6 protein-coding genes are annotated in these 12,076 nt (G+C 69.3%); 1 reads left to right on the top strand and 5 read right to left on the bottom strand.

The window, feature by feature from the left end; all coding sequences use genetic code 11:
• Positions 1 to 2,336: 2,336 nt before the first annotated feature.
• The 3 genes from ACZ5GH_RS38365 to ACZ5GH_RS38355 form a co-directional block, all read right to left on the bottom strand.
• Positions 2,337 to 2,750: a hypothetical protein gene (locus ACZ5GH_RS38365; protein WP_464336767.1), complete on the bottom strand. Its 414-nt coding sequence runs from the start codon at positions 2,748 to 2,750 to the stop codon at positions 2,337 to 2,339.
• 189 nt (positions 2,751 to 2,939) lie between these two features.
• Positions 2,940 to 3,560 carry a hypothetical protein gene (locus ACZ5GH_RS38360; RefSeq protein WP_331768863.1) on the bottom strand — a complete coding sequence of 207 codons (621 nt, stop codon included), beginning with the start codon at positions 3,558 to 3,560 and terminating at the stop codon, positions 2,940 to 2,942.
• Between the two features lie 2 nt (positions 3,561 to 3,562).
• On the bottom strand, positions 3,563 to 6,328 hold the full coding sequence (locus ACZ5GH_RS38355; protein ID WP_464336766.1) for a DnaB-like helicase C-terminal domain-containing protein: 2,766 nt from the start codon (positions 6,326 to 6,328) through the stop codon (positions 3,563 to 3,565).
• Between the two features lie 333 nt (positions 6,329 to 6,661).
• Here ACZ5GH_RS38355 and ACZ5GH_RS38350 point away from each other — a divergent pair, with 333 nt between their 5' ends.
• Positions 6,662 to 6,790, top strand: coding sequence for a hypothetical protein (locus ACZ5GH_RS38350; RefSeq protein WP_464336765.1), 129 nt, complete (start codon positions 6,662 to 6,664; stop codon positions 6,788 to 6,790).
• Between the two features lie 472 nt (positions 6,791 to 7,262).
• On the opposite strand, the gene ACZ5GH_RS38345 is transcribed toward ACZ5GH_RS38350, so the two are convergent.
• Together ACZ5GH_RS38345 and ACZ5GH_RS38340 are read right to left on the bottom strand one after the other, a co-directional pair.
• Positions 7,263 to 8,102, bottom strand: a complete 840-nt coding sequence (locus ACZ5GH_RS38345; RefSeq protein ID WP_464336764.1) for a restriction endonuclease — start codon at positions 8,100 to 8,102, stop codon at positions 7,263 to 7,265.
• 249 nt (positions 8,103 to 8,351) lie between these two features.
• Complete coding sequence (locus ACZ5GH_RS38340; RefSeq protein WP_464336763.1) at positions 8,352 to 11,966, bottom strand: helicase associated domain-containing protein; 3,615 nt, start codon at positions 11,964 to 11,966, stop codon at positions 8,352 to 8,354.
• Between the last annotated feature and the right edge of the window lie 110 nt (positions 11,967 to 12,076).

Below are 12,076 nucleotides of genomic sequence, written 5' to 3'. Positions count from 1 at the left end.
CTCGATGCAGTGGGGTGGTGGCGGTCACCGCCGTGCCTGATTCTGATCTCTGTAATGCGAACCAGGTTCCTCGGCGGATGGTTTCGCTCAGAGCTTGGCTCTGACCTGCTAGTTTCATGGGGATCAACTTCGGCGGGGTGTTCCGTGGCTGCTGTGCGGGCCTCATTCTAGCGTTCTCAGCGCCCTCCGGACGTCGTTCCGCCTCCGGCGGAACGAGCGGTCTGTGAGGGGCAGCCAGGAGATGTCGTTTCCTCCACTGCAGAGGTTTTTCGTGACTCTCCGTTAGGTTGAAGTCAGGTCTAAACCTTTCTCTTTGGTTTAGACCACCCTACTTGGCAACTAGAGAATGAGAGTTGGTCGGCCGATGTTATGTAACGGGATGTTGACGGCTTGCGGGTCCTCATGTGCAATGCCGCGTGAGGCAAGGTGTCGGCGATACAGAATTGATCGACCGGGCGGGTTTTGTATCGCACACGGCTGCTCTTCACCGCGGCCGGTTGTCGGCAACGGGGCGCAGCAGGGCCGTGATGAACTCGTGGGCAGTTGCTTGGTGTTGAGGGCTGACGCGGGCCCAGCCAGTGGGGTGCGCCTGGCCTAGGTTTCCGGCCGGGTTCGGGCGTCAGGTGTGTGGGGGTCGTGTGGTGGGGCTCCGCCGTGCGGGATGGTGAGGTTGTGGTGGGTGAAGAGGGTGGTGAAGAACTGCTCGAGGAGGGGGCCAGCGTGGGTGTCGGTTGCTGAGTTCGGTGGAGCTGAATCGGTAGACCTCGTAGCCGCGGAGCTTGAGGTCGCGGTCGCCGCGGACAGTGTGCCTCGTACGCCTTGGCGGTCGCGTAGTGGTGGCGGCCGGCGCGGTGGCCGCCCGGTAGGAGCATGAGGAAGTCCATAACTGGGGGTTCAGCAGGGCTTCGACGCCGCGCTGTTGGACGGTCTTGTGGTCCCAGTGCAGGCCAGACCTCGGGGAGCAGGGCGGGCAGGGTCGAGGCGCGGGGGCTCGTAGATGCGGTGATAGAGCCGGTAGAGGTCGCGCTGGGGAGAGACGTCCTCGCTGGGCATGGAGGCCAGCAGGCGGTTGTAGAGGTCCTTCTTGGCCTGCTCGGTGTCGTCGGGTGCCGGTTTTCTCCTGCCACCACTGCTGTAGGTCGCACCAGCGGATGCCGTCCGGGCCGATGAGCCGGTCGTAGACGAGGACCTGGTCTGTCCCCTGCAGGACTTCGAGATCGGTGTCGTCGACGCTCAGGAAGCGGATGTCGGGGCTTGGCGGTGGTGGCGAAGATCAAGGTCTTCGGCCGGCGGGCGGCGCCGGGGCCGGTGCGCAGGAGCTGGAAGTGTGTGGGGGAAACCGTCGCGGCTCGGGCCGGTCTGCTCGAGGCGGATTGCGGTCGGTTGCCAGCGCCGTGTTGGCCGAGTCTCAACGGAGGCGGCCTTGGGCGCCAGCGTCTGGGAGGGGTTGGCCGGGGTCGACCAGGGCTTCGAGGAAGCGGGTGAACCTGGCGGAGCCGGCCTCGAAGTCCCCGAGCTGCTCGAACAGTTCCTCCGCCGACCAGTCCTCTCGGGTTGCGGAACACGTGCTGGGTGGATCCGGGCCCGCAGGCTCGTCGTCGACGAATCCCGTCCACAGCGGCCATCGGGTCGTCGTCCAGGGTGCCAGAACCGTTCCAGTGCGGCGCTCGGAACCTGTCCTGGCGGTGGAGCAGCTCGTCGAGGTTGATCGCGGCGGCCAGCTCGCGCCGCACCCGTGCCCGGGATCTCGATGACCGTTCCGGCGTCCCAGACGGCGTCCTCGAGGGCGAACCGCTCCTTCCCGCGGACGGACACCTGCGGGGAGTCGAGGAGGCGCTGCGCGCCTGGAGGAGGCCGCCGTCGTCCGGGAGTGCCTTGAGGCAGGCTTCCAGGCGCTGGCTCTTCGAGCCTGTGTCTGCCGCAGGTATCGGTAGCCTGAGCTCGGGCCCCAGCTCGGTCAACTCCCGGTGGGTACAGGAATGGAGCCCCCACACGACAGTGCTGACCGCTTCTCGCAGCTTCGTCGGATCCACCGCCACGGGCCGAGTGTGGCAGACCGCTCGGACAGCTGTCCCAGAAGCGGCGCAGCCGCCGTCCCGGCAGGCTCCGGGGTGCTGCACCGGAGCGCCGTTGCGCCGGCCGGGGCAGGTCGGCGCAGCGGGGGTACGCGGAGGGCGGCGTTCTGGCCTTCCCGGAAAGGGGTGGTGCAGCGGGGTGTGGGGCGCAGCGGCAGGGTGGGACGAGGCGGGGCGTTGGCGCCGGATGGGCCCGTCTGTCCGGCCGGGACGTGCGGTGCTTGGTGGGGAAGATCGTCAAGCCGCTTGGGGTCGCAGCACCTAAATGATCTTGAGTGCTTCGTCCCATACGTTGCCTCCGTCCGCCCAGGTCCACAGCCATTGGCGCAGTGACGGTGCGGCGTAGCACAGGCCGTCGTGGGGGTTTTCGCCCCAGTCGGGTTCCCAGCCGTCGGCGTCCCAGAGCAGGACGGGGTTGTCGATCGCGATCAGCGAGACGTGCCACTGCATGCTGCAGCCGCCGCCTGTCAGGAAGAGCCATGACGGCGGCCGCCCGTACTTTGGCCCTCGCGTGTGGAGGGAGGTTGCGCAGGGCCAGTCCGGTCTGTGCCAGTACGGGATGTGGCGCGGTGTCAGCGAGGCGAGGCCTCCTTCCGGGCCGAATCCCCCGTCGCCGATCTCGGTGTAGATGCGTCGGAGCAGTGGCGGCAGCTGGTAGCCGAGTTGCCGCTCCACTTGCTCGACCTCGGCGTTCGTGAGCGGGGGGAAACGGCTGGTCCGGGAGACAGCCGTGGGGATCGCCTGTGGTTCCGGTGCCCCACGCGAGGTTGTGCAGCCGTTCCAGGAGTGCGTCGTCGTCTGCAGCGGTGCGGCGGAGGGCATCGGTCACGGGGCGGAACTGTAGTGGGGTGGATATGGTGGTGTTCAGGCGCCGAGGCCGATGTGGGAGACGTAGGTGTAGGCGCCCCAGTCGGAGTCGAGGTCGGCGATGACGTCGTCCCAGATCTCCTCCAGCTTCGCCTCGTCGCCGTCGACCATGGCGTCGACGGCCTCGTCCCAGACATAGCGGACCTGAATGGTGCGCAGGCGGAGGTTGTCGCGGCGGCGGGGCTGGTCGACGAGGTCCTGGTTGACGGGGTGGATCTCGACTCGGGTGCCGCGGCCGGCGTTGTTGAGGTGCTGCTTGAAGCCGCCGGGGTTGGTGAGGACGTTGTGGGCGCGCAGGTTCCAGTAGGCGGTGTCGATGGCTTCGAGATTGTGGGGGCGGGGGCGCTGGGTGCCGTGGGTCCAGGCGCGGATGGTGCGGGGGGTGGCGGTGATGCCGGCGTCGCTGAGGGCCTGGGTGCCGCCGGTGGTGGTGGTGAGATAGCGCATCCGGGCGAGCAGGCCACGGCGGGTGGTGGGCGGGGATTTGATGCCGCCTTCGATGATCATGCGCTCGAGGGCGTCTTCGAGGGCGCGGCCGAGGGCGATCTTGCCGTGGACGTTGCCGGGGTCCAGATGGGCGCCATACTTGCCGAAGTTCTTCCATCCGTCGGTCGACACGTTCAGGTGGCCTTTCGGGTGCGCGGAAGGGTGTACTGGTCCTTGAGTTTCATCTGGGTGGTGAGGCGGCCCTCAGTGAACACTGTGCGCCAGTCGGTGCTGTCGCTGGTGGTGTGGAGTTCGTCGGTGCCGCGCAGGGCGACGACGGTCAGGCCGTGGGTATGGGCGCGGTGGGCCTTGTACCAGAGGTTGGCGAATGCCTGGGAGCGGATGATGTGCATCCAGTCCGGTCGGCGCAGGTCGCGGTTGTGGGTGGATTCGCCGATGGTGGAGACGAACTTGGCGTAGATCGCCTTCACGTATGCCTCGGTGACGGTGTCGGCGGTGGTGATGGCGTTCTCGCGGGCGAGGGTCAGGACGCGGCGGTACTTCTCCAGCAGGCTTTCGCTGGCGCCGGAGGTCCAGGCTTCGGTGATGTGGGGGGCGTCGGCGAGGCCGAGCTTGTGGCAGCGGATCAGCAGGCGAACGGTGGCGTCGTCGAGAAGCACCGGGCCACTCTCGCGGCGGTTTCCGATCGGGTCGGGCAGGTGGGGGTGCTGCCAGATGGGGCGCTTGGGCAGCAGGTAGATACCGGAGCGCTTCGGGTCGAAACCACCGTCGGGCTGGTGCTGGAGGGCGCCGATCGGCAGGTGGGTCTTCAGCGCGGTGCAGTAGGCGGCGTTGGTGTCCAGAACGTCGACCGTGATGAGGGGCAGCTTGCCCTTGCGCAGGTCGTCGAGCAGGACGACGTTCTCCCACTTGTGGCGGCCCTCCCAGATGTCGTCGGCGCCGTTGCGGGACTTCTTGCGCAGGAAGTCCAGGGTCTCGGGATAGACGGTGTGTTCGTAGGTTGCGCCGACGCGGGTCGCGTCGAAGAGTTCCATCCCGTTCGGGATGGCCTTGTTCTCCAGCGCGGCGATCGCGGCCTCGGTGTCGCCGCCGTGCTCCTCCAGGGCCTGGTCGACCGCCGAGCTGATCATGTCGAGGTAGTAGCTGTAGTCCCGGTCCGAGTAGCCGGTGTCGCGGGCGGCGGCCGCCCGGGCGCTGCCGGAACGGGCGGGGCGCAGCGGCTGGTTGCCGGTCTCGAAGGTGGCAGGAACATCCGCAGCAGGGCTCTGCACGGCGGGCGCGTGGGACGGGCCGTGGGGGCCCTCGGCTGCCTCGGCTGCCTCGGCGGCCAGGGTGGTGCCGGGAAGCGGCGTAGCGGGCTCCGGGAGGCCTTCGGTGGTCGTGTCGGGTGTCTGGGGCACCTCCGGTGCCTGGGCGGGTCCGGTGGCGGGCACAGCGGGCGCGGTGGGGTCCGGGTGGGCCTGCTGGGAGGGCGCGGCGGGGCCGGCAGAGGGCGCGGCGGGAGCGCCAGACGCAGCGGCCGGGGTCGCGGAGGACGCGCCGGGCGCGGCCTCGTGGTCGGGGGTGGGGTCGGTGAGGCGGGCGTGGGCCGGGTCGGCGGCCAGGGTGAGGGTGGCGAGGTGGCCGAGGTCGCGTTCGGCAACAGCGAGGCGGACACGGCTGCCGCCGGTGCCGAAGGTGGTGGGGGCGCTGTCGGGGGTGAGGGTGAGGGTGACGTCGGCGGCCAGGGCGTGGATGAGGTCGGGGTTGTCGGTGTCGAGGGCGGCGAGCACCGGGAGGTGGTGGGTACGGGCGAGGTGGGCCAGGGCCTGGCCCGCGTCGGCGAGGGCGAGCGCACCGGACAGCGGCAGGCGGGGGTCGGGGGCGGTCTGGAGGCGGTCGACCACGACGAGGGCCAGTTCGGGGACGTCCGCGGCGGTGGTGGTGATCGCCTCCGCGTCCAGGCCGGTACCGTCGTCGATCAGCAGCGGGGCCGCGGCGAGGAGTTCGGCGGTCTGGGTAACGGCCTGGCGCTCGGTGTCGTCGAGGGTCTGGGCGCGCAGGCGGCGGTAGTCGACCGGGGTGTGCGCGGCGATCACGCGGGCGGCGATGTCGGCCCGGGTCAGCCCGGAGGCCGCGTACAGGACGGTGCGGTGCTGGTCGAGCGCGGTGGCGCGGGCGGCACTGATCGCCAACAGGCTCGCCCCGGTGCCCGGGGCGCCAGCGGCCAGGTAGAACCGGCCCGGCTGCAGGCCTCCGAGGGCCTGGTCGAGGGTGGGGATGCCGGTCGGCAGACCCACGGGCGGAGCCTGCTCGCCATCCCCAGCGGGTGTATAGGGCAGCAAAGTGTCCAGGACCTGCCCGAGCGGGGCGAGCCGGCGGCGCGGGGACGACGGCACCCCGGTAGTGGCAGACGCAGCAGCGGCACCTGACGGCCCAGCGGCCGGAGCAGGGTCAGTGCCCGCGGTGGGCCCGGCAGCTGGAGCCAAGACGGCGGGTCCAGGAGCCGGGACGAGCCCGGTGGCCGGGTCGAGGGAGTCGGCGGTGGGCGCTGCGGCCAAAACGGGTAGAGCCGCCGTCGAGGGGACGGCGGGGGCGTGGACTGCGGTGCCCGACGGGGCGGTGGGCGCCGCGGCCGGGACAGCCGGCGGCACTGCTGCGGCGGCCGGGAAGAGTGCGGTGGCACAGGCCAGGACGGCCACCGGCCGCTTGTGGCGCAACAGGACCTGCGGGGTGCCGGCGGCGGCTTGGGCGACCAGGTCACCGAGGACGGGGCGGGCCTCGGCGATACCGAAGGCCGGCGACTCGGCCGTAGCCAGGCCTGCCGTGGTGGCCAGGTGAGCGGAGACGAGCAGGGCCCGCTCCCCCTCTCCGCGGGTGAGCTCGGTGATGGTGCCCTGCTCGGCGTCCCGGATGAGTTGGGGCAGCAGCGGCCTCGCCTTGTGCACGCCCAGTGACACGGCTGGCACTCCCGGACCGGCGGTGGTGGGGCTGGGCGGCGGGGAGGATGCGGCGGGCACCAGGGCCTCCAGGAGAAGGGGGAGCGCAGCAGCGCGACAGGAAGAGCGACCAAGAATGTAACGCATACCCTAGCACGTGCGATACATAAAATGGGTATGCGGCGAGCTGGATGGTTCGAGTAAATAGCTTGATCTACTAGCAATTTGACGTGCAGTCAGGTACCTGACGTTCCTGATGGGCTCGGGGCGCTTCTGGCCCGTCGAACTCCCGTAGGCCAGAACCGCGGCCCCGTTCGTCGCATACGTTCACGAGGTCGACGGAGGGATACAGCCATGGCGCAGGAGTCGGACGCGGAAGGCACCCTACTGCGCTGGGTGGACACCCTGACGCAACTGCCGGTGGGCGAGGAGGCGCTACCGGCTGTCCGCAAGCTCGGCGTCCTGCAGCCGCCTGCGCCGTAGCCCGGGGACCGGGTGCGGCGGGCGCCCGGCCGGTGCTTCGCAGTCGCCCCCGACTACGCCGAGACCGGCGGAGCCACCTATACGGAGGGCTTCGCCCTGGTCCCGGGCCTGGCGGCGTGGCCGGTCTTCGAGTACGCATGGTGCCTGCGCGACGGTGCGGTCGCCGACCTTCGCTCCCCGACGGCCAGGCGGCCTTGTACCTCGGTATCCCGCTGAACTCCGACTACCGGCGTGCCGAGCAGGGCGGCCGAGGCACCCACGCCGTCCTCACCACCGACCCGCGGAACCCCTGGTCGCTGGACGAGGACGCCCTGCGCGGCGGGCTCCCCGCGGCCGCGGCTCGGGTGAGTTGCCGCGTGGCGATCGAAGTTCGCGGCCGGGGCGCCGAGCGACAGGAGCGGGCTGTCGGGGCGATGCCCGTGTGGCTGCTCGAGCGCACCGGTACGCGGGCCGTCGCGGTTCTCAATGGGGTCTACAGGCCGGCTGCCGGATCGAGTTCCCCGGCTTGCCATTGCCTCACCTGGTCGCCGTTGAGCAGGACGATGCCGAGGCGGTTTGCCAACGACGCGGCGGCGTCGGTGAAGCTCGACGTGGTGGCCAGCAGCGCAAGGTCGGCGCGGTGCACGGCGAAGCATGTCCCGGCGAATCGCTGAACGTCCGGAGACCCGACGGGGCGTGTCCGGCCGTAGCGCTTGCATTGGACGACGATCTTCGAGCCCAGTTCCGTGACGGCGGTGACGTCGGCGCCAAGGTCCCCCGCCCGGCCGGAGACGTCCACCTGGTTGTGGCCGTCGCGGCGCAGGAGGTCGGCGATCGCTTCCTCGAACGTCCGGCTGTCCATCCGGTCGAAGATGCCGCCCTGGATCGCCCGTCGGCGCGCTTCTTCATCGTCCCTGGTCCTCTGCTGCACCAGTCGAGCCGTCTGCTCGTGGAGAGCCTTGCCCAAGTCGATGAGGACGTTGAATCCGCCGTCCGGGCAGGAAAGTTCGATCTTGACACGGAATCTGAAGAGGTGGTTCGTCTCTAGGTCGAGCCGTTCGGCATCGTGGGCCGCAACGAGGTCGCCGATGCGGTCCAGGCCGTAGGCACGCGGGTCCCGGCGGTAGGCATCCATCTCCACCGCGAGGCGACCGCAGGACGGCGCCCAGTGCGCCTCCAGGCACTCCCGTGCGATCTGCTCCGCCGTTTTGGCGGGGACCACGGGAGCGGGCGCGGCGTACACCGGCGGCACCGTGCGGGGGTGAACCGGCGGCACGGGAGGGGGCAGCTCGTAGGTGATCAGGAGCGACTTCAGGCGTTGCAAGGCCGACATGACTGCGAGAGTAGTCATCGGCATGACGCTGCGTCAGGTGATGGCGTAAGGCGATGGGCAGTGATCGCCCACAGGGGCGCAAGACCGGCGGATACGATCGTCGTGCTGAGCGCCTACCGTCGTGTGAGATTGACGTAGGCCGGTGGAGCCTCGCACTCCCAAGGCCGAATTTCCTCAGGCCTCGTTGTGCAGGCGGCGGTACAGCGTCGTGGAACCGGCACTGAAGTCGGCAGCGGGTTCGGCGAGTACTCAGTCTTCGTCGGTCTCCTGCCGCGTCAACCGAGCAGGGTCATGGGCCCAAAGAGCGGCCGCGATACGGCGCATGACCTCGGGACGTTCCGTTTCCTGTTCGCCCGGGGGAACGAAGGGCTCGGGCACGATGATCGTTGTCTGCGCGGCGCGTTCGACATGCTGCCCCATCACGGGAGAGAGCGCGTTAACCAGGCTCATCGTGGTGTAGGCGCCGGAAGGGAGGGCAATGGCGTCGATATCGGGCGGTACAGGGTGCTTCGTGGTCTGGCAATGGATCACCGGCTGGTTGTGCCGGCGTCGCGAAGCCCTGTCCGAAGAGACACGGATCTCTGCGTCGAGCATCTGGACGGCCAGCTGGCAGGCGAATGCCTGTGCATCCTTCGGGCTCTCGAGTACGGCCACCACGCGGCGCAGCGCGTGTTGTTCGATGACGTGGGCGAGCCCGATGGCTTGGGCGCGCCAGCGGTAGTTCGGTTGTTCGGGGACCTGGGTGCGGACCACTTGGTAGGGGCTGAGCAGGTTGTCGTCGACGAGCTTGCGTCGTTTCACTCCTTGGTGGTGGGTCCCGAAGATCTCCTGGGAGGGCATGTCGACGGCCCAAGGGGGCCCTGCCGTGGCGCTGGCTGTGAAGGGTAGTTCGTTGGGGATCCGGGGGGTTGCAGTCAGGTAGAGGCGGTTGTAGGTGAGGATGCCGTCGTCGTAGTGAATCAGGGCGTGTGGATGGTCCGGGCTGATGGTGCCTTCGGCGGTGCAGTGGGCGTCCTCGACGACGAGGAGGTCCCATGGGGCCAGGCGGTGGTCGAGGTGGCTCCGGGCGATGAGTTCGGCGTCCTGGTAGCGGGCCGCGACAAGGAGTTCCGAGGACTGCTGGGCCATCCATTGGGCGAGTTGGGCCGCGCTGGTCAGCAGGGTTGCTTTCTTGCCTACCCCGGTGAGGCGGAGGTTGATGCCTGCGACTGATCGGTTACGGACCATGCGCCAGGTCTTGACCACTTGGCGCAGGTAGGCGAGATCAGGGCCGAGGACCAGGCAGGCTCGGCCCTCGGTCTGCTCAGCTGTCGCTGCAGCCACCATGGTCTTGCCTGCTCCGGCCGGCATGTCGATCAGCATGCGTCCGCCTCCGTGGAGCAGGAGGTCGGGCATTTCAGCAGGCGGGCGCTCGGGGTCCGCCAGCCAGAACAGGCGCCCGAGCTCTTCTGCGGCGGCAGCACTTTCTTGGCTCGGCACCCAGGTCTGCTTGTCGCCGGCGCGGATGCCCACAAGCTTCTCGGGGGCGTTCGCCAGGTCGTCTTCGTCCTCCGCCGGGAGGGTCCATTCCATGGACAGGGCCTCGACGGAGTCGGTCTCTTCCCGGCCGAGACTGCCCGCTGCGGCCCTCGTGCGCAGATCGCCGATCCAGCGGCCGAGAGGGAACAGGTCGCCGCGGTGGTCGTCGATGTAGTCGGCGGGAACGCGCAGGTTCCGGTTGGCGCGGAAGAAGCGCCGGGCTGCGCGCAGGCCTTGGGCGTGAGTGGCGGCCTGGCTGCTGTGGGGGCGTCGCAGGCCGAGGGCGAGCGGGTCGCCCTGCAGCGGCAGCGCTGCCAGTTGGGCCTGCTGGCCCTCTGCGAGTTCGGGGAAGCTGTCGAACTGCTCGTCCAGCCACCGGGTGGGGGCGTCGGCGTTGCGCCGCAGCGGTCCGGGTGAGAGGGGCAGGGCAGTTCCGCAGGCTCGCACGGTTGCGCACATGCGCTGCCATTCATCGGGCCAGTCGGGGTTCCACCACGGGTCGATGTCCTTCAAGGCCCGCCGGTAGGGGGCCGGGAGGGTGCCTGCATCGTCGTGACGCCGCTGTTCGGCGAGCCACTGCCCCAGCGGCCGGCCCCGGTAGGTCTGCGCGGGTCCCGGGAGCAGGTGGCCGTGCTGCCTGACGTATGCCTGGGCGGTTTCCAAATATGCCTCTGTGCTGTCCCTGGCGTGCGCCCAGGCCATGTTGCAGGTGGCGAGCGCCGCGGCGCGGGGTGCGGAGAGGTTGCCCGCAGCCTTGAGAGCGCGCTGGTAGCCGAGCCAGCATCCGAGGTGGAAGCCGTCGGGGGCGACATGGTTGCTGGGGACGTTCAGATGGCCGTGCGCGTCGAAGAAGCGCTGGGCGTTCGCCATCCCGGTGTCCCAGACGTCAGGTTCGGGTTCCATGACCCGCAGCATCAGGTGCGGGGCGATCTCGCGAACGCGCTCGGGGCGGATGACGGATACCGGCGAGGGCAGCAGCAGCGGTGTCCCACTGACAGGAAGACGGTGGAAGAAGTGCTCGTCGTACGCCTTGAGCGCGATCATGACCTGGTGCAGGAGGTGGTACGGGGTGCCGAACGTGGCCTCGTCCGCGCCCTGCCCCGGGCCGAAAAGCACAGGGATGACGAGCGTGGAGACCTTGTTCATACCGGGGCCGATGCGCAGCGCGCGGCCGATGGCCTGGACGATGTCGATCGTGCTCTGCTTGGGGTCGGCGAAGAGCACGGCGTCGGCCAGGGGGAAGTCGACCCCTTCGACGCACAGGCGGACGTTGCACAGCACCTTGAGGTCTGCCTGCGTGCCGGGAAGGGCAAGTCGTGGCGGTCGAGCAAATTGGGCCACGCGCTCTCGCCGTTCGTGCCGGCTGTGGCGGGAGTGGATGCTGGCGACCCAGAGGTCGTCGGTGTGGCGGCCCGGGATGCCGGCGGCGGTTTCAGGCAGGGTCTCGGCGAACACTTCGCTCTGGGCGATGCTGCGGCTGAAGACCACGGCCCTGCGGATGCCGTGGTCCTCACGGGCTTTGAACAGGGCCAGTTGGGCGGCTCCGACGCGCATGGCGTCGGCCTGAGGGGTTCGAGAGCGCTTGCGTCCGGCCAGGAAGGCGCGTAGTTCCGGGTGGTGGATTTCGGGCGCCACGATGCGGTAGTCGGCGAGTCGGCCTTCGTGGATGGCCTCGGCCAGCGAGTATCGGTAGGCGACAGGCCCGTAGAGGGAGATGTCGTCCATGGAGGCGATGGGCTCGATGGTGATGCCCCGTCTGCCGTTCCAGATGCGGGGCGTGGCGGTGAGGTAGAGCCGATAGCGGGCGGGAATGGCGGCGTTGTCGTGGATGACAGCCCAGGGTTTTCCGAGGGCGCCCGCGGTGCGGTGGGCTTCGTCGATCACGGCGATGTCCCAACGGGGCAGCATGTGGAGCCGGTGCGCTTCGGCGATCTTGGGCAGTGAGGCGTAGGTGGCGAAGACGCTGACGGGGCCGTCCGCGCTACGCAGGACGGCGGCGAGCGTCTCCGCGTCGCCCGTCATGGTGATCACGCCGTCGAGGGCGGTTTCGCTGGTCTGCCCGTCGGAGCAGAGACCGACGTAGAGCCCGGACCTACCGGAGGTGTACCAGACCCGGGCGGTCTGGTTGAGCAGTTCCAGGGTGGGCATGACGGTGAGGCTGCGGCTGTCCGGGGCGATCTCGTGTGCGACATGGACCGCGAGATGGGTCTTCCCGGTTCCGCACGCCATGTGGACCTGTTGGCGTTCGTAGCCCATGGCGAAGGCGTTGAGGACGCAGTCCGCCGCTTCGCGTTGGCGTGGCCACAGTTCGCTGGTGAGGCGTTCAGAAGGTGGGTCGTGTAGCACGGAACGGCTCCCGGGGCCTGAAGGAACGGCTTCGCAGTCAGGATGCTGGCCGGTTCACCGTGTGTGGCCGTCTGCGGGAATTGGTCACTCTGTGGGCTGAACCTTCTGGG

It is taken from the genome of Kitasatospora sp. Xyl93 (assembly GCF_055383135.1).
The sequence above is the reverse complement of the archived record's forward strand: the minus strand, read 5'-3'. Positions and strand labels throughout refer to the sequence as shown.

Excerpts from the sequence above, each read along its gene's own strand:
- ACZ5GH_RS38345 (WP_464336764.1), bottom strand. The coding sequence starts at position 8,102 with ATGTCGGCCTTGCAACGCCTGAAGTCGCTCCTGATCACCTACGAGCTG.
- ACZ5GH_RS38350 (WP_464336765.1), top strand. The coding sequence starts at position 6,662 with ATGGCGCAGGAGTCGGACGCGGAAGGCACCCTACTGCGCTGGGTGGAC.